Annotated in this window: 15 protein-coding genes; 5 read left to right on the plus strand and 10 right to left on the minus strand. The window is 65.5% G+C overall.

Annotated features, from left to right (window positions below; translation table 11 throughout):
* Window positions 1–349: 349 nt before the first annotated feature.
* The 9 genes from ACORQU_RS17595 to ACORQU_RS17635 all read right to left on the minus strand — a co-directional run bounded on the left by ACORQU_RS17595 (window position 350) and on the right by ACORQU_RS17635 (window position 13,328).
* Window positions 350–2,041, minus strand: coding sequence for a GMC family oxidoreductase (locus ACORQU_RS17595; protein WP_491642343.1), 1,692 nt, complete (start codon window positions 2,039–2,041; stop codon window positions 350–352).
* Between the two features lie 121 nt (window positions 2,042–2,162).
* Window positions 2,163–2,948, minus strand: coding sequence for an enoyl-CoA hydratase/isomerase family protein (locus tag ACORQU_RS17600; protein WP_271645849.1), 786 nt, complete (start codon window positions 2,946–2,948; stop codon window positions 2,163–2,165).
* A 36-nt stretch (window positions 2,949–2,984) separates the two neighbouring features.
* Window positions 2,985–4,508 carry an AMP-binding protein gene (locus tag ACORQU_RS17605; protein WP_491642344.1) on the minus strand — a complete coding sequence of 508 codons (1,524 nt, stop codon included), beginning with the start codon at window positions 4,506–4,508 and terminating at the stop codon, window positions 2,985–2,987.
* The gene (locus ACORQU_RS17610) at window positions 4,501–5,013 is read right to left on the minus strand and encodes a (2Fe-2S)-binding protein (RefSeq protein WP_491642345.1); all 513 of its coding nucleotides are present in this window, start codon (window positions 5,011–5,013) and stop codon (window positions 4,501–4,503) included. The genes ACORQU_RS17605 and ACORQU_RS17610 overlap by 8 nt, the downstream gene beginning before the upstream one ends.
* Window positions 5,001–5,828: an FAD binding domain-containing protein gene (locus tag ACORQU_RS17615; RefSeq protein ID WP_491642346.1), complete on the minus strand. Its 828-nt coding sequence runs from the start codon at window positions 5,826–5,828 to the stop codon at window positions 5,001–5,003. The genes ACORQU_RS17610 and ACORQU_RS17615 overlap by 13 nt, the downstream gene beginning before the upstream one ends.
* Window positions 5,825–8,821: a xanthine dehydrogenase family protein molybdopterin-binding subunit gene (locus ACORQU_RS17620; RefSeq protein WP_491642347.1), complete on the minus strand. Its 2,997-nt coding sequence runs from the start codon at window positions 8,819–8,821 to the stop codon at window positions 5,825–5,827. The genes ACORQU_RS17615 and ACORQU_RS17620 overlap by 4 nt, the downstream gene beginning before the upstream one ends.
* Complete coding sequence (locus ACORQU_RS17625; protein ID WP_491642348.1) at window positions 8,818–10,230, minus strand: sodium:solute symporter family protein; 1,413 nt, start codon at window positions 10,228–10,230, stop codon at window positions 8,818–8,820. Before ACORQU_RS17625 ends, ACORQU_RS17620 begins: the two co-directional genes overlap by 4 nt.
* Before the next feature lie 139 nt (window positions 10,231–10,369).
* Window positions 10,370–11,593, minus strand: coding sequence for an alpha-hydroxy acid oxidase (locus tag ACORQU_RS17630; protein ID WP_491642349.1), 1,224 nt, complete (start codon window positions 11,591–11,593; stop codon window positions 10,370–10,372).
* A 13-nt stretch (window positions 11,594–11,606) separates the two neighbouring features.
* A complete protein-coding gene (locus ACORQU_RS17635) occupies window positions 11,607–13,328 on the minus strand; it encodes a thiamine pyrophosphate-requiring protein (RefSeq protein ID WP_491642350.1) in 1,722 nt (573 codons plus the stop codon).
* Window positions 13,329–13,547: 219 nt separating this feature from the next.
* On the opposite strand from ACORQU_RS17635, the gene ACORQU_RS17640 reads away from it, so the two are divergent.
* The 5 genes from ACORQU_RS17640 (at window position 13,548) to ACORQU_RS17660 (ending at window position 17,950) form a co-directional block, all read left to right on the plus strand.
* Window positions 13,548–14,372, plus strand: a complete 825-nt coding sequence (locus ACORQU_RS17640) for an alpha/beta fold hydrolase (RefSeq protein WP_491642351.1) — start codon at window positions 13,548–13,550, stop codon at window positions 14,370–14,372.
* Window positions 14,373–14,843: 471 nt separating this feature from the next.
* A complete protein-coding gene (locus ACORQU_RS17645) occupies window positions 14,844–15,428 on the plus strand; it encodes a GbsR/MarR family transcriptional regulator (RefSeq protein ID WP_491645165.1) in 585 nt (194 codons plus the stop codon).
* Window positions 15,428–16,825 (plus strand): cytochrome ubiquinol oxidase subunit I, encoded by a 1,398-nt coding sequence (locus ACORQU_RS17650; protein WP_491642352.1) that lies wholly within the window; start codon window positions 15,428–15,430, stop codon window positions 16,823–16,825. The genes ACORQU_RS17645 and ACORQU_RS17650 overlap by 1 nt, the downstream gene beginning before the upstream one ends.
* 1 nt (window position 16,826) lies before the next feature.
* Window positions 16,827–17,831 (plus strand): cytochrome d ubiquinol oxidase subunit II, encoded by a 1,005-nt coding sequence (gene cydB, locus ACORQU_RS17655; RefSeq protein WP_271648688.1) that lies wholly within the window; start codon window positions 16,827–16,829, stop codon window positions 17,829–17,831.
* A complete protein-coding gene (locus ACORQU_RS17660; protein WP_491642354.1) occupies window positions 17,831–17,950 on the plus strand; it encodes a DUF2474 family protein in 120 nt (39 codons plus the stop codon). The genes cydB and ACORQU_RS17660 overlap by 1 nt, the downstream gene beginning before the upstream one ends.
* A gap of 280 nt (window positions 17,951–18,230) precedes the next feature.
* Here ACORQU_RS17660 and ACORQU_RS17665 read toward each other — a convergent pair whose 3' ends face one another.
* The gene (locus ACORQU_RS17665; RefSeq protein WP_491642355.1) at window positions 18,231–18,485 is read right to left on the minus strand and encodes a hypothetical protein; all 255 of its coding nucleotides are present in this window, start codon (window positions 18,483–18,485) and stop codon (window positions 18,231–18,233) included.
* Window positions 18,486–18,590 lie beyond the last annotated feature (105 nt).

Consider the following 18,590-nt stretch of genomic DNA (forward strand, 5'->3'; position numbering starts at 1 on the left):
TGAGGCACGGCGGAGGGACGAGGACAAGACCCGGAGGGCGCCGTGCATGGATGCACGGCGTTTTTCTAAGGGACATGGATGTCCCTTAGAACAATCCCTCGGCCCGTAGCGGACCCGCGAAGCGGGCGTGCCGCCCGGGGCGTGTTGACCAGACATGCGTCTGTTGAAGAGCGCCTCTTTGCTTACCTTTCTTTGCACGAGCAAAGAAAGTAGGTCGGGCGGCGAAGCCGCACGAAAGCCCTTGATCTTGCCTTTGACCTGCGCCTGCATCGCACGTAACGCTCAGAAGAAGGCGAAGCAAACGACCAGCCAACACCCAAATGCCATGCCGAGCTACACGTGACAAGCATCAAGCCCGCAGCATCCCCTCCGCGATCTTCTCCGCAATCATGATCGTCGGAATATTGGTATTGGCCGATGGCAGTCGCGGCATCACCGATGCATCGGCCACATAGAGGTTCTCCATTCCGATCACCCGGCCAGCAGGATCCACCACCGCCTCCGGGTCGCCCGCCTGCCCCATCCGGCAGGTCCCACTGGCGTGCCACACGCCGAACACGTTGGCGCGCACGAACGCCTCTAAGTGCGCATCATCGGCCAGCACCGCCGCCATCGACCGCCCACCGTTCATGAAGCGCCGCAACACCGGCCCACGCAGCCCCGCCGGTACATCCAACATCGCCCCCAGCACCTGCGTCAGCAGCGCATTGCGACGCGTGACCGCACTGAGCTTCTTGATGGCGGGCGTGAAGCCGGCCGGGAACAGGTCGTCGAGGCTGGGATTGAGCGCCTCGCACACCGCCAGGCGTACCAGCTGGCGCACGCCGTGCATCATCCGTTGCAGATCGGCCGGCGCGGACAGCAGGTTCAAATCGACCCTGGGATAGTCATCGGGCGAAGCCGACACCAGCTGCACGCTGCCCTGCGACTGCGGCTGGTTGCACCACAGGAACAACAAGCTCAGGCGCTGGCCCAGCGCATGCCAACCGGCGCGGGCCGATGCGGTCAGATACATGTCAGATGCGGTTCCGCCCTCAATGCCGGAGCTGTAGCGCATGGCGACGAAGCTGGCGCGGCGGTAGCTGGCCGGCAGCCGCAGCGCACGCGGCAGGTACTGGCACAGCGTCAACGCGGGATGATCACGCAGATTGCGGCCGACGCCTGGGCGATCGGCAACAACGTCGATTCCCAGCGCGGCTAGCCCCCTGCCTTCCCCGATGCCGGCACGCATCAGCAGCGCGGGCGACTGAAGCGCGCCGGCGGTGAGGCTGACCCGCCCTGCCCGCACCACCTCGCGCGCGCCGGCGCGCTCCAGCTCGACGCCGACCACGCGACGGCCTTCGAACCTCAGGCCGACCACGCGTGCGTTGGCGCGGATCTCCAGGTTGTGGCGCGCGCGTACACCTGCGTCGAGGTACCCCATCGCGCTGGAGACGCGCCGGTCGTGTTCGTTGGAAAACGCTGGCGGGAACAGGCCGTCGTCGAAGTCGCCGTTCTGGTCCAGGCGCATCGACAGTCCGCTGGCCGACAGCGCCTGGGTCACCGCCACGGCATAGGGCGGGAAGTCCTGAGGCTTGATCCGCCGGATCGGGATGGGGCCTTCAGCGCCATGCAACGGGCCGTTGCAGTCGAGATCGCGTTCGAGCCGGCGGAAGTAAGGCAGCACGCCACTCCAGTCCCAACCCTTGGCGCCCAGCGCGGCCCAGGTGTCGTAATCGCGCGGCAGACCGCGGTTGGCCGCCTGCACGTTGATGGACGAGCCGCCGCCCATCACCCGGGCCTGTTCATAGGCGCGCGACAAGGCGCGACCATCGGAGGTACGCGTGGTCGAGGCCGACAGGCCCGGCCAGATATAACGCGCTCCGTGAAACAGCGCCATCGGATAGCTGTCGAGCAGCGCCGCCGGCACGTTGCCCGGCGGGGTGTCGACGCCGGCCTCGACCAGTAGCACACGTCGGGAGGGGTCGGCAGAAAGCCGGTTGGCAAGCACGCAGCCAGCCGAACCACCGCCGACGATCACCTCATCGAACACCTGCGTCATCGCACTCCCCTCCGCGGCCCGCGCCACGCGGCGCAGGCCTGGAAAAAAATCCACGCGCGCCGCACGCGCGTGGGACGCCGGCGCGGCGCGCATGCGCGGTCGCGCCTGGCGGGCGAAGCGATCAGCTACCCTGGAAATTCGGCTTGCGCTTGGCGTGGAACGCCTCGACGCCTTCGCGGAAATCGTCCGAGCTGCGCAGGCGGCTATAGCAGTGACCTTCCAACTCGATGGCGATGGACAGCGAGGAATCTTCGGTATCGTTGAGTAGCTTTTTGGCGGTGCGCTGGGCCAGCGGCGAGAAGCCGACCAACTCCTTGACCAGCGCGTCGGTGGCAGCCTCCAGCTCGCTATCGGCGACCAGTTCAGTGGCGATGCCCCAGTCATAGGCCTGTTGCGCCTTGATGCGCTTGGAGCGCATGACGATGTCCTTGGTGCGGGTGATGCCGACGATCTTCTGCAAGCGCGCCGAACCGCCCGACCCCGGGATCTGGCCGAGCTTCTGCTCGGGCAGCGCGTATTCGACCGTCTCGGAGACGATGCGGAAATCGCAGGCCAGCGAGATCTCAAAGCCCACGCCGAAGGTGTAGCCGCGGTTGGCCGCGATCACCGGCTTCTTGGCGCGTGCGGGGGCGGCAATGTTCCAGGCCAGATGCGAGACGTGTTCGGGCGAAGCTTCAAGGAAACCCATGATGTAGCCGCCGGAGGAGAAGTGCTCGCCTTCGGCGCGTAGCACGATCACGCGCACACGGTCATCGGCATCGAGCTGCTCGAATGCCAGGCGCAGCGCGTCGCGCTGCTCCATGCTGATCGTGTTGAACGGCGCGCGTTCCAGCACGATGTCGCCGCGCTGAGCGTCGGCGTCGACTTCGATGCGGAAGCCGTCGTGGGTTTCGGTGGTCTTGGACATGGGGTTCTGCCTTGTGGGAACGTGAAAGGTAACGGCTCAAGGGGCCGGAGCGTATTCGCCCGCGGTGAGCTTGCGGCGCAGCAGCTTGCCGACCGGCGATTTGGGGATGTCCTGTACGAACACGAAGCGGCGCGGACGCTTGAAGTTGGCCAGTTTTGAGTCGCGGCACCAGGCATCGAGCTCTTCCTGGGTGACCGGAGCGCTGGCCTTGATGAAGGCGGTGACCACACTCCCCCAGCGCTCGTCGGGTAGACCGACCACGGCCACCTCGTCGACCTTGGGATGCAGCGAGAGATGGCTCTCGATCTCCACCGGCGAGACGTTTTCGCCACCAGAGATGATCATGTCGTCGACGCGGCCGGTGACGAACAAATCGCCCTCCTCGTCGACATAGCCGGTGTCGCCGGTGAAATACCAGCCGTCGCGCAGCGATTTTGCATCGGCATCCGGGCGGCGCCAGTAGCCCTCGAAGGCCTCGTCGCCGGCCAGCAGCGCGACGATCTGGCCTTCCTCGTTGACCGCGGCGCGCTCGTCGCCCGAGGTCGCCTCCAGCTTGACCACCCGGATCATCTGGTTGATGCCTGAGCGTCCGGCGCTGCCCGGCTTGCCGGCCGCGTCGTCCTCGATGGTGAAGGTATAGACCTCCGAGGAACCATAGTGATTGACGAACAGGTCGGGCCTGAAGGCCTGGTCCAGCTTCCGCAGCAAGCCATCGGTCATCGAGGCACCTGCATAACCCAGCTTGCGGACCGAGGCTACGTCGGTGTCCGCAAAACTCGGATGGTGCACAAGATCGTGATACAGCGTCGGCACCAGGTACAGGTTGTCGATCTTTTCCTTGGCGATCAGCTTCAGCGCACCGGCCGCGTCGAACTTGGGCAGGCACACAAAGACGCCATTGATGATCGAGCTGGCCAGCAGCGAGCGCACGCCCATCGTGTGATACAGCGGCATCACGCCCAGCGTGCGCTCGCCGTTGCCATAGAGGTTCTGTGCGACATGGGCGATCGCCGCAGCGCGCTCGGCGCGGTGCCGGCGCGGCACGCCCTTGGGCTTGGACGTGGTGCCCGAGGTGTAGAGCATCAGCGACCAATCGTCGGCACTGGCAAGTGGAGTGGCCGGGGGCGCATCCAGCTCCAGCCAATCGGCGAAGCGCTGCGCGCCCGGCCGATCGATGTCCAGGGTCACATGCAGCACCGATTCGTCCAGGCCGGCGGCGGCAATCGACTTTGAAGGCGCGTCTTCATAGACGATGACGCGCGCCTCGGCGTCGTGCACACAGAAACCCACGTCCTCGGCCGTTGCGCGCCAGTTGAGCGGGGTGAGAATCACACCGGCGAACTGGCAGGCCCAGTGCAGCGTCGCCGCTTCCCAGCGGTTGCGCAGCACGCTGACCACGTGATCGCCGTGCTTGACGCCCGCCGCATCCAGCCCGGCCACGATGGACGAGATGGCGTGGTACCACGCCTCGTAGCTCAGGCGGGTATCGCCGTCGACGATGGCGAGGGCCTTGGGATTGCGTTCGACGCTGGCAAGGAAACTGGTGCCGAGATCAAGCATGTGCGCGTTCCTCCTTCAACCGCTGCTGCGCATGCAAGGCGGCCTTGATAATGGTGGCGTAACCCGTGCACCGGCACAGATGCCCGGACAACATTTCTTTGAGTTCACGCTCGCTCGCGTCGGGCTGCGCGCGTAGGAAGCCATCCAGCGACATCAGGATGCCTGGCGTGCAGAAGCCGCACTGCAGACCGTGGTGTTCGCGGAAGGCCTCCTGCAGCACACCCAGCGTGTGCCCCCCGTCCGGCGAGAGGCCTTCGATGGTCTTCACGTCAGCGCCGTCGCTCTGCACAGCCAGCGCCAGGCACGAGCGTGCCGGCAGACCATCGATCAGCACGGTGCAGGCACCGCAGACACCGTGCTCGCAGCCCACGTGGGTGCCGGTGGCGCCTAGCTCGTGGCGCAGGAAGTCGGACAACAGCATCCGCGGTTCGGCCTGCCCTTCGACCTTGCGGCCGTTGAGGGTGAGGCTGACCGCGTGGCGCATGCTGGCAATCAGTTTCGGCATCGCAGTGCCTCCTCGATGGTCTCGCGGCCCAGGCGGCGCACCAGCTCGCGGCGATAGCGCGCGGTGGCGTGCAGGTCGTCGCGGGCTTCCAGGTCCCAGGCGTACTGGTTGAGGGCGTCGTCGAAATCCGATGCGCCAGGCAGCGGCAGCTCACGCACGTTGGGGATGTCGGCGACGCCGCCGACGCCCAGGCGCACGCCGGTATCGGTGGCAACTGCGGCGCAGGCGACGATGGCGAAATCGCCGTGGCGACGGCCGACCTCACGGAACGCATAACCGGTGCCCGGCTGTGCGGCGGGGAACGTTACCGACTCGATCAGCTCGGTGTCGCCACGCGCGGTGGCCATCATGCCGACGAAGAACTCCGAGGCCGGGATCGAACGCGCTTTCTTACGATGGCGTAGCTGCAGCGTGCCGCCCAGGGTCAGCAGGCACAGCGGCTGCTCGGCACTGGGATCGGCATGAGCAACCGAACCGACCACGGTGCCGCGGTTGCGGGTCTGCGCGTGGCCGACCCACGGCAACGCCTTGGCCAGCAGGGGCAAGCGCGGATCGCGCGTGGCCCAGTCCAGCAGCCTGGCCTGGCGCACGCCGGCGCCCACACGGATACCGGCGTCAGTCGCTTCGATCTTCGAGAGCGATTCGACGTGCATCACGTCCACCAGCAGCGCCGGCTTGGCCAGGCGCATGCTCAGCATCGGCACCAGCGACTGGCCACCGGCGATGATGCGCGCCTGGTCGCCGTGCTCGTGCAGCTGCGCCAGCACGTCCTCGCGCGATTCGGCGCGGAGATAGTCGAACGGCGCGGGCTTCACAGGTTGACTCCGAACTTGCGCAGCACGCGCTTGAACCAGCCGACAAGGCCACCGCTGCCGCCGCCGGCCTTGGACGCAAGCCCGTCGAACAACTGGCCGATCACCACCTTGGCCGCGCCGTCCAGCAGGCGCCCGCCGATGGACGCGACCTTGCCACCGATGACGACCTCGTACTGGTAATGGATTTCGGTCTGGCCGGGCGTCGGTTCCTTCAGGGTCACCGCACCGCTGCCGTTGCCGAAGCCCAGCGCGCCGGTGGTGGTGCCCTTAAGCGTGAGCGACTCGGGCTCGTTCAAGTCGTACAGGCCAACCTTGGCCTTGTAGCGCCCCTTGACCGGACCGATGCCGAGGGTGACGTCGGCAGTGAACTCGGTCGGTGACGGCTTCTCGATGCCGTGCGCGCCGGGAATCACCGAGGCCAGCGTATCCGGGTCAAGCAGCATCTCCCACACCTGCTGGCGCGGGGCGGACACCTTGGCGATGCCTTCTCCGGTGAGCTTGCGCTCGCCGGGCTTGGCCGGCGGCGCGGCTTTCTTGGCCAACGGCCGCTTGGGCGGTGCTTCCTCACCGTGCAGGTGCAACGCCAGGCGCGAGGGCAGCAACGGCAGCTCGACGTCACTGATGGACAGCGCATCGGCGACCGCATTGGCCAGGCACACCGGCGTGGACATGCAGTTGCCCTCGCCCACGCCTTTGGCGCCCAGCGGCGTAAACGGCGACGGCGTCTCGTGATGCAGGATCAGCGGCGAGACCACTTCCATGGTGGTCGGCACCAGGTAGTCGGCGAAGGTGCCGGAAAGGAAGCTGCCGTCGGCACCGTAGCTGTGTTCTTCGTACAGCGCCGCGCCCAGCGCATGCGCGTAGCCGCCGTTGACCTGCCCCTCGACCATGCCCGGATGCAGGATCCGGCCGCAGTCGTGCATGGTCACGTACTTGTCGATGCGAACTTCGGCGGTGTCGCGGTCGATCTCGATGCCGCAGAAGTCGAAGATGAAGCCGTGGCACAGCGAGCTGTTGACGCCGTCCTGCGCATCCGGCGCGGTGAGTTGCGGCGGCGTCCAGAATGCGGTCTCGCGGATCGCATGATCGACGTCGTCCGGCAGCGTGCCCGGTGCCCAGTGGCTGCTTGATGCCACGCGCGCGAAGGGCAGCGGATTGGCTTCGCTGTCCTTCCGCCGCAGCGTGCCGTCGACAAACTCGATCTCGTCCCACTCGCACTTGAGCTGCGCGGCGGCGATCTTCGCCAGCTTCTCGCGCAAGCGCGTGGCGGCGATATGCGCGGCGCCCGCTACGGCGGCGGCGAAACGGCTGGAATAGTTGCCCGAGGCGATCGACCAGGCATCGCGCGCGGTGTCCATCTCGGTGACCACGCGGATCTCGCGCGGGGTCAAGCCGAAGACATCGGCGACCACCTGCGAGATCACGGTGCGATGGCCCTGGCCCTGCGGCACCGAGGCCACGTGCACGCTGACCGAACCGACCGCGTCGATCTGAATCGTCGCGGTGGCCTGCGCGCCATTCTTCGGACCGGCCTTGGCGCGCTGCTCGGGCGTGAGCACCGCGGTGATGTAGCCCATGTTGGACACGCTGGGCTCGACCGCGGCGGTGAAGCCGATGCCGTAGTGCCGCCCCTCGGCGCGCGCGGCGTCACGGCGCGCGATCAGCTCGGCCAGCCCCCCCGCTTCCACCGCGCGATCCACCGCGGTGAGGTAGTCGCCGGAATCCAGCAGCGCGCCGGTCGCGGTGCGATATGGAAACGCCTCGGCCGGCACCAGGTTGCGACGGATCACCTCGAGCGGATCGAGGTCGAGTTCGACGGCGATACGCTGCATCAGCCGTTCCAGCGCGAAGTACACCTGCGGACCGCCAAAGCCGCGGTTCAGGCCCGTCGGCATCTTGTTGGTCAGGACCACGCGGTTGCGGATCGACACGTGCTCGATCGCGTATGCGCCGGTCATGTTGCCGTGCATGCGGTATAGCGTGGCCGGTTCGGGCGCGCGCAGGTGCGCGCCGCAATCCTCCAGCTGGTCCCAAGCAAGGGCACGTACGCGGCCTTCGGCATCGACCGCGGCCTCCAAGGTGGTGTCGCGGTTGGTCGCGCAGACCGAGGCGGACAGGTGCTCCAGCCGGTCCTCGACCCACTTCACCGGGCACCGCGCCACACGCGCGGCGGCGGCGATCAGCACGATGTAGGGGAAGATGCCCTGCTTGATGCCGTAGCTGCCACCGGACTCGGGTGGCGTGCGCAGGCGCAGGCGGTTGCCAGGTACCTTCAGCGCCCGCGAGATCACTGCGTGGATGCTGAAAGGGCCCTGGAAGTTGGCCAGCACGTCGTAGCCGTCGATGCCAGGGTCGTACTCGGCCAGCACGCCATAGCACTCGATCGGCGTGCAGCTGTTGCGCGGATAGCGCACGTCCACCGACACGCGGTGCGGCGCCTGCGCAAAGGCTGTTTCCGGATCGCCATAGCGGAACGACCGCTCGCTGGCGATGTTGCTGCCCAGCCCTTCGTGCAGCACCGGCGCGTCGGTGGCGACGGCCCGCTGTGGATCGACCACCGCGTCCAGCGCTTCGTACTCGACCTCGATCAGATCCATGGCGTCTTCAGCCAGATAGCGATCTCGTGCAACCACGATCGCCACCGGCTCGCCGACATAGCGCACGCGGTCGGTCGCGATGGGCCAGCATTCAATCGGCGCCTTGACCCCGACCACGAGGCTGGTGGTGAGCGCCTGAATGTCCGCGCCGGTCAGCACAGCCGACACGCCGTCCAGCGCACGGGCGTTATCCACATTGATGCTGACCAAGCGCGCGTGGCCGTGGGGCGAGCGAAGGATGGCCGCGTGCTGCGTGCGCGGCGGCACGCCGACATCATCGAAATAGCGGCCACGCCCGGTCAGGAGGGCGGCGTCTTCCACGCGAGGCAGCGAGCGCCCAGTCCATTGACCGGGCGTCACCGACGCATCGTGCTCGAGCGTGTCAAGCGGGTTCATCTTGCCTTTGCGCTTAACGGGTCTGCGACCGGCTTGCCGCCGAACAGGTGGCTCAACGTCATCACTACCAACGGGATGGCCAGAGCGACATAGGCGTTATCGATCCCGAAAGGGTTACCGGCCAAGAACCAGCCGATCGTGCCGATCAGTGACAGCGCGATGCTGATGATGGCGCCGGTACGGGTGCCGAAACGCGGTGAGTAGAACGCCATGAACACCAGCACCGCCAGCGAGGCCCTCAGCGCTTTGGCCAAGAAGGTCACCTTGACCACGTCGGCCGCGAACAGCGCCAGCAGTAGAGGAAGGACGCCGACCAGCACCGTGGCCGCACGCACGAACAGCAGCGAGCGTGGATGCTCGGCGTCGCGTTTGGTGATCGGCAGGTAGAAGTCCTTGAGCAGCAGCGTAGCCGTGCCGATGTTGAGCGCGGAGATCGTGCCAAACACGGCCGCTGTCAGGCCGGCCACCACGAAGGTCGCAAGCAGGCGATCCATGCCGGACACCAGTGACGGAAATGCCTGCAGCGGCGCGACATCCGGATACAACACCAGCGCGCACATGCCGCACAGTGCCGCTGCAAAGCCGAACGGGATCAGGTACAGCGAGGCGAAGACCGACGCCACCCGTGCCTTGCCGCCATCATTGACCGTGGCGATGGCCTGGATCACATATTGGGTGGCGAAGGTCGCGCCAGCGCCGGCCACCAGCCAAGCGATGATCTGCGGCCAACCGACCTTGGTCAACGACCAGAACTCCGGCGGCACCTTGGCCTGTAGCGCCTGCCAGCCACCGACCTGGTCCACGCCAAACCACAAGGCGAAGAAGATGCCGGTAAAGATCACCACGCCATGGATGACGTTGGTATAGATCACCGAGCGCATGCCACCCACGCCGACATAGATCGCCGCCAGCGCGCCCATCACGATAATCCCTAGCTTTCGATCGACGCCCAACAGCGGTGCCAGGACCGCGCCGCCGCTGGCATAGGTCGACACCGCCACGATCTGCAGCGCGAAAATCATGATGATCGACGTGGCAACCTTCACCCGCGGACCATAGGTTCTGTCGAGCACGCCCGAGATCGTGTTCTCGCCCAGCTCCTTGTACTTGCGCGCTAACAGGAAGGAAAAAATCAGGAAGCCGATACCGAGCACCGCGATGTTCCAACCGGCGGAGATGCCGTACTGGTAGGCGTACTGCGCGGTGCCGACGCTGGCTGTGGTGCCGATGAACTCGGACATCAACAGCAGGCCGATCAATGCCGCTGGTATGGTGCGCTGACCATGCCCGGTACCGGAGGTGTACGAACCGGCGTTACGCGAATAGCGCAGCGACCAGAAGCTGACCAGGCTGAGCGCCACCATATAGGCCGCCACGCCGGCGAGAACGAACCATCGGGCCTCATGCATGTGCGCGACCCTCCGCCAGTACGTATCGGACAAGTCCTGCGTCTATCGTTTGCTTCGGTTTCATTTCCTCCCCTCCCAGGAAAGCGTCATGACGCGCATCAATATGCGGTGGACCGCGGTCGCTTGACCGCGGGCTGATTCAGTGCGGTGTTGCGGCGCCTCCTGCGCGAGCTTCCTGCGTGCCGCGCGCACCGGACTGAGCCAGCGCGATCCGATATTCTTCGTTGAACAATGCCGCGACGTGGGCAGCGCCCGCCGCACCGGCTGCACCATGGCCCCACAGGAACGCACGGCCGGACAGCGCCGCATGGGCGCCGCAGTGCAGCGCCCGCAACACGTCCACGCCGTGGCGCATGCCACCATCGACCAGCACCGTCGCGCGGTCACCGATGCGCTGGACGATGGCCGGCAGCGCATCCACCGCAGCTGGCGAGGCATCGAACTGACGTCCGCCATGGTTTGAAACCAGCACGCCATCCATGCCCAGCTGAACTGCGCGCTCCGCGTCATCGGGATGGAGGACGCCTTTGACCACCATTGCGCGTGGCCAGGCCTGGCGTAGGCGAGCCAGTGCGTCCCAGGTCATCGGCCCGGCCATCTGCTGGAACACATAGGTCGCCAGATCCTGCGTACTCGGCTTGGGACCAACGTAGGGCTCGAAATTGCCGAAGCGAGGCTGGCCGTGTCGCAGCATGTCCAGCGCCCAGCGGGGCGCGCGCACGACATCCAGCACGGTCCGCACGCGCGGTTTGAATGGCACGACCAACCCGTTGCGTACATCACCCGCACGCTTGGCCCGCACCGGCACGTCCAGCGTCACCACCAGCACGCGTGCGCCGGCATGGTCGGCGCGGCGGATCAGGTCCAGGGATACGCGGTGCTGATTGGCCGGAACACCATAGAGCTGGTACCAGAACACATCCGGCGCGAGTTGGCCGATGCGCTCGATCGTGGAATTGCCGACCGACGAATAGGTATAGGGAATGTTCGCCGCTTGCGCCGCGGCGGCCAGGGATTCATCTGCGCCGCTGCGCAGCAGCCCGGCCAAGCCCATCGGCGCGATACCGATCGGCATGGCGTAATGACGACCGAACAGGTCCACACCGGTATCCACGCCCGCCACGTCCAAGCCATAGCGCGGGGTGATCTGGACCGCGTCCAGCGCCGCACGGTTACGCAGCAGGCAGACGTCGTCGCCGAGTCCGCCAGCGACGAAATCGTAGGCGAATCGCGGGGCACGCCGACGTGCCCCGCGCTCCAGATCATCAATGGCTGGATAGCGGCGGCGAAGCGAGGCCGCGGCGCCACTCAGGCCACCAGTGCCCCACCCGCGCGCCGCATGAGGGGCTGCAGGCGTCGTCATGCCCAGGGCCTGCTCAGTACTCACAGAGGACGTTGACCAGCGCCTGGCGCCCCCCGCGGACTGCCTCCACCGCGCGCGCAAGCGCGGCGGGGAGTTCGTCGGCGCGTTCGACGCGAATGCCCAGCCCGCCGCTGGCTTCCACCGCATGTTCAAAGCGCGGTGATGGCGACAAGTCGGCCAGCATGCGATGCGCCTCCTGCGAGGCATGACCATCGCGGTACATCGCCTTGGTTGAATTGCGCACCGCGCCGTAGAGGGCGTTGTTGAAGATCACCGTCAACACCGGAAGGGCGTGCGCCTCGCTCACCCAATGACAGGCTGTCGGATTGGCGAAGATGTAGGCGCCATCGCCAAGCGTGGCCACCACCAGCTTGTCTGGCGCAGCCAGTTTTGCGCCAAGTGCCGCGCCCAGGCCCCAGCCCAGGCCACCGGCCGGGCTTAGCCCGAAGTAAGTGTTCGGCTGGGTCTGTGGGAACTGCTGCTGGCGCAGCGGATATTCGTTGACGATGATCGCTTCATCGCCAACCGCCTCGCGAAGGCAGGCGCTGATCCATTCTGGAGTGATCGCCCCGGACGGTTGTGCGGCAGCCAGTCGCCACTGGCTGCGCAGTTCGGCGGTCTTCTTGCTGCACCGTTCGGTGCGCGACTGCACGATTTCCCCTGCGATACCGCCCATGGCGTCGATGGCATGGGTAAGCGAGCGCAGCAGCACCTCGGTCATGCCGGATAACGCAAGATCGGTGCGGAAGCTGCGCATTGGGTAGCGAACGTACGCCGGGTCTTCGCCTAGATGGGCGACACGGCAATCGGCCGGCGGCGCCTGCACCGCCGGCACCCATGGCACGTCGCAGTCCAGCGCGATGATCAGGTCGGCTGTGGCCACCAGCGGCGCCGGGTCATAGCCGGCAAACAGCGGGTGGTCGGTGGAGATGTTCTGGAAACGCGGGTGGAACACCGCGACTGGAATGCCGAAGCGCTCGGCAAAAGTGGCGAGCGCCTCGAAACCCGCGGTGGTGCGACCGGCGCTGGCGGTGACGAGCACCGGTCGCTCGGCCTGACGGATCCAGCCGGCCAGCGTCGCGATGTCCTGGGGATCCGGAAGCGGCGGCGACGGCGCTTTCAGCGGCTGCGGTGTCGACAGGTGCTCGCCCACCGACTCGGCCAGCACGTCGCGCGGCAGCGTGACGTAGGTCGGCCCGCGCGGCGAAGTCATCGCGACTTGCAATGCCCGCTGCACGATATCGCCCGCCTGCTCAGGCAGGTGCAGTTCGTAGTCCCACTTGACCGCTTCGCGGATCATGCCGGCCTGGTCGAACATTTCCTGCGCCCAGTGGATGTACCGCGTCCGCGTGCCGTGGCGGCTGCGCTCGGAATATGGCGATCGCCCGGCGAACAGCAGCACAGGCGTCAGGTCGCGGCTGGCATCCAGCACGGCGTTGATGGTGTTGGCCGTGCCGACGTTGACGTGGACCATCACCGCCTGCGGCTGGCCGTCGATCATATAGCTGCCGTGGGCCATGGCCACCGCGACGTTCTCGTGCGGAATGACCATCGGCCGGGGCATCGGCGTGCCGGCGCCGGCCGCCCTGGCGAAAGCCTCCGCGATCGGCGGAAAATCGGTGCCGCCATTGGCAAAGAAATAGCGCACGCCGGCGCGCGCCAGGCTGCTGACGAACAGATCGGCGGCGCTATCCGCGCACGACGATATGCCCGCTTTCGCGGTCCCATCGGACATCACACCCTCCCGGTGTCGACGCACGTGGCGTGCGTCTGTTGGCGTTCTCATCACTCCGCCACACCTGGCAGCAGAGAGTTGACGGATCGACTCTACAAAGAGGGGTCCGATCAGAACAAGTAATGATTAATTATCCACAACATCAGATTGGATGATCCACGATATCGGCCGTGACAGACCCCCGCGGGGCGTCCACGGCGCCATATCACCAAGGCAGCCATGCGTTACCTTGTCCAACCGATGGACCCCATTTCCTTTTGCGACCAACGCGTCGCCCTCGGCTCGCATTCGGTCTTCGTCCGGCGCTGGCAGGCAGTCGAATCCGGCTCCGCGCAGGCACCCTTCCTGCTGTTCCATGAATCGCTGGGCTGCACGACGATGTGGCGGGACTTTCCCTCCCAGCTGTGTGCGGCGACAGGGCGCGCTGTGATCGCCTACGACCGCATCGGCTACGGGCAGTCGACTCCATCCAGGCGTCCCCCGAAACGGAGCTTCATCACCGATGAGGCGGAGGGCACCGTGGCGCCACTGTTGGAAGCACTGCAGGTCGACCGATTCATCGGCTTCGGCCACAGCACCGGCGGGTCGATGGCGCTGGCTGCTGCCGCCCAGTTGGGTGAGCGCTGCGTCGGCGTCGTGTCCGAGTCAGGCCATGCTTTCGTCGAGAACTGCACGCGCCGTGGCGTCGAGGCTGCGCGCCTGCGTTTCCAGGACCCTGCGCAGTTTGGACGACTCGAGCGCCACCACGGCTGCCGGGCACGTTGGGTGCTCGACACTTGGATCGAAACCTGGCTTTCTCCCTGGTTCGACGACTGGAACCTTGACCAACTTCTGACGCAGATCGCCTGCCCGATCCTGCTGCTTCACGGGTCGAAAGATCCTTATGGAACGATCGATCAGGCGCATCATGTGTCGGCCTTAGCAAACGGCCCAACGACTGTCGTCTCGATGCACGATTGCGGGCATACGCCCCATCTGGAGGATCCGGCCGGCACAACCTCCCATTCAACGCATTTCGTCGATCAATTGCGTTTCCAGTCGTGAGGTCAATCTCCATCGCAAAGCTTCGAGATTGCTCTTCCTCATCGCCTCAAGGCCCCTGACAACGGGAGCGCCGAGCGCGCTCTCGCCACGATCCGCAGTGCACGCCATCCGCTGACCCCAAAGCGCGCTCTCAAGCGGACACCCTCGCCTGCTTGGTCGTATCCCGTAGGAGGCGGCGTGGTCAGTGAGCAGATTGACCGGGGGCGAAGGTAAGCCTTAGCGGCAGAGCGAGTCGCGCATACCCGGCACTTCAGTCCTGAGCTGATTTCGAGGTTCCCGCTCGCGCGAACGCGTGCCCGGCTCGCTCAAGCATGCACGGCCCGCGGCCATGCGCGCTGTCGTTTGCGATTGCGGCAATCACAATGCGGCGGAATCTGGTGCCCCGGACTGCTCCTAGGCCACGCCGGCAACGGCGGCGCCGCAACTAAGGTACAATCATTTCAGTAATTTCTGAAATAACAGGATTCCGTGATGCACGACCTCCCTCCCTCGATCCAGCGCTTCATCCTTCACTTCGGTGAAATGGGGAGCCGTTGGGGCATCAACCGCACGGTCGGCCAGATCTATGCGCTGCTGTTCCTCTCGAATCGGCCGCTGACGGCCGATGAGATCACCGAGACCCTGGGGATGTCGCGCTCGAATGTGAGCATGGGGCTGAAGGAGCTGGATGCGTGGAATCTGGTGCGCAAGCGTCATCTCCCCGGCGACCGACGCGACTACCTCGAGGCGCCCGACGACATCTGGCAGATCGTACGCACGCTGGCCGAAGAACGCCGCCGTCGCGAGATCGACCCGACCCTGACGCTGTTGCGGGACGTGCTGCTGGAGAAGCCTGCCTCCACCGCGGAGCGGCACGCACAGGCCAAGATGCGGGAAATGCACGAGTTCATCGAGCTGCTGACGTTCTGGCTGGACGACGTGCGCAAGCTGGATGACCAAAGCTTGCGCCAGCTCTTGACCCTGGGTCGTGGCGTCTCGCGGATCCTTGAGCTCAAGAACAAGGTCAGTGTCCTGCGCAAGGCTGCGCCGGAACGCGACGGGACGGGGAAGACTTGATGGACGCCCTGTTACTCGCACGCGCGCAGTTCGCGTTCACCATTTCGTTCCATTTCATCTTCCCGGCGTTTTCCATCGGTCTGGCCAGCTTTCTGATGGTGCTCGAAGCGCTGTGGCTGCGCACCGGTAGCGGGGTCTACGCCAACCTCTACCGCTACTGGCTGAAGATCTTCGCGGTGGTGTTCGGAATGGGCGTGGTCTCTGGCATCGTGATGTCCTACCAGTTCGGCACCAACTGGTCGGTGTTCTCCGCCAAGGCCGGTCCGATCATCGGGCCGCTGATGGCCTACGAGGTGATGACGGCGTTCTTCCTGGAGGCGGGATTTCTGGGAGTGATGCTGTTCGGCATCTCCAAGGTGGGCCCGAAGCTGCATTTCTTCGCCACCTGCATGGTGGCGCTAGGCACCCTGATCTCGGCGACCTGGATCATCAGCGCCAACAGCTGGATGCAGACACCGACCGGCTATGCCATCAATGCTGCCGGGCAGTTCGTGCCGGCCGGATCGTGGCTGCCGATCATCTTCAACCCGAGCTTCCCTTATCGCCTTGTCCACACCGTCATTGCCGCGTTCTTGACCACCTCCCTGGTCGTGGGCGGCGTGGGCGCCTGGCATCTGCTGAAGGACCGCGGCAACGCCGGCGCACGCAAGATGTTCTCGATGGCGATGTGGATGGTGGCCATTGCCGCGCCCATCCAGATCCTGGTGGGCGATGCGCATGGCTTGAACACGCTGGAGCACCAGCCGATGAAGGTCCTGGCCATGGAGGGTGACTACCACCCCAGCCCGCAAGGCGCGCCATTGATCCTGTTCGGGCTGCCAGACAACGATGCAGCCAAGGTCCACGCAGAAGTGGCCATTCCCAAGCTTGGCTCGTTGATCCTCAAGCACGACCCGAATGCGCCCCTGCCCGGGCTGACCGACTATCCACGCGAACTGTGGCCGCCAACGCCGGTGGTGTTCTGGTCGTTCCGGATCATGGTCGGGCTGGGAATGGCCATGCTGGGGCTTGGGCTGTTCAGTCTGCTGGCGCGTGCGCGCAAGCGCCTGTATGCCTGGCCCTGGCTGCATCGTGCGGCGGTGGCCATGGGGCCGGCCGGATTCGTGGCTGTCATCGCCGGCTGGGTGACCACCGAGGTGGGCCGTCAGCCCTTCACCGTCTACGCCCTACTGCGGACGGCCGACTCGGCCTCGCCGCTGCATGCACCCGCACTGGCGGCATCGCTGCTGGCTTTTGTGATCGTGTATTTCTTTGCCTTCGGCGCCGGGACTTACTACCTGCTGCGCCTGATGTCCAAACCACCGCGGCCGCATGAGAGCGAGCCGGATCGGGTCCCCCAGCACGCAGCCGGTATCACCCCGGCGGCCGGGGTCCAACGGCTTCCGGGAGAGCACTGAGATGGAGGGCATCGATCTGACGGTGGTCTGGGCGGGCATCATCGCCCTTGCGGTATTCGCCTACGTCGTGATGGACGGTTTCGACCTGGGCATCGGCATTCTGTTCCCCAGTTTTGCCGTCGGCGAGGAGCGTGACCAGGCGATGAACTCCATCGCCCCTGTCTGGGATGGCAACGAGACCTGGCTGATCATGGGCGGCGGCGGGCTGATGGCCGCCTTTCCGGTGGCCTACGCGATCATCCTGCCAGCCACCTATCCATTGGTGATTGCCATGCTGCTGGGCCTGGTGTTCCGTGGGGTGGCCTTCGAGTTCCGCTGGCGTGATCCGCGACACCGCGCGTTCTGGGACTGGGCGTTCTGCCTGGGCTCGATCACGGCCACCTTTGCCCAGGGCGTCATGCTGGGCGCCATCCTGCAGGGCATTGACGTCGAAAACCTCGCTTATGCTGGTGGCTGGCTCGACTGGCTCAGTCCGTTCTCCCTGATGACCGGCTTCGCCTTGTTGGCCGGTTACGCACTGCTGGGCTCGACCTGGCTGGTGGGCAAGACCGAAGGCAGCGCCCAATCTCATGCCAGGCGACTGGCTTCCTGGCTGCTCGTGGTGGTGCTGCTTGCCATTGCCGCGGTCAGTGTCGCCACACCGTTCCTGGATCTTGAATATGCGCGTCGCTGGATGGCCATGCCCAACGTCCTGCTCACCGCGCAGGTGCCGCTGCTCACGCTGATCGCCGCGTTCGTATTGTTTCGCAGCCTGCGACGCGGCCGCGAACGTGTGCCCTTCCTCATGGCGCTGGCATTGTTCCTGCTGGGCTTCATCGGGCTGTTGATCAGCGTTTTCCCGTATGTGGTGCCAGGATCGATCAGCATCTGGGAGGCCGCCGCGCCGCTCGGGAGCCAGAGGTTCATGCTGTTCGGCGCGGCGACCATCATTCCCGTGATCATTGCGTACACCAGTTGGTCCTACTGGATCTTCAGGGGCAAGGTCGGCACGGAGGGATACCACTGATGCAACGGATCCACTCCCCCCTATGGAAGCGCCTCGCCTGGTTGGCAGGCATCTGGTTAGCCAGTGTCGTGGTGCTCAGCGCGGTTGCCGGCGTGCTGCGCTTGTGGCTGTTGCCTTGAATTGCATCGGTTTGCGGCCGGATGGGAGCGGGCATCGCCTGCTCGGCCCGCGGCCCGTGCTAGGTCGCGGACGCTGGCGAGGTCGTGGCACGCCCAGCCGTCCGTGACCGCAAGGACACGCTCGAAGTTCTCCTTCTGAACTGTTTGCTTGACGAGAAAATTGACGAGCGCGTTCCGACCTGCCGCGAATGCGCAAGATCATGTACTCGACACGTCCTCGGTTGAGTCGGGCAACAAGATACTCGCCACCGCGAACGCGACGGCGTCCTCAGCTGGAGGCCTACATGTAAAAACGACAGATAAGCCCGTGCCTCAGAAGGGCGGAAGTCTCAACAATTTCCCATCCGAGCGGCGCATCGATGATCGCAACCAGAAAGGCGCCATCATGATCGACGGTTGGCTCCCCCAAAAGGCTTACGAGCGCAATGTCAATGCCGTCTTCTACCATCTCCTTCAACATCGCGCGGAGTTGGTCGAGTAGTTGAATGCCATCACCACTGCTGTGTCGGAAGAAAAAATGCTGGCGGCACGTCATGCTTCGCATGATTCACAGTACGCCTGGTCATGTGCATGCAGTCGATCGATCGATGAATTCGGACGAACGGCGCAGCTAAGCGGCAAGCCAGCCAGGCGCCGAACT

The sequence above is a fragment of the Pseudoxanthomonas sp. JC1303 genome (assembly GCF_058448525.1).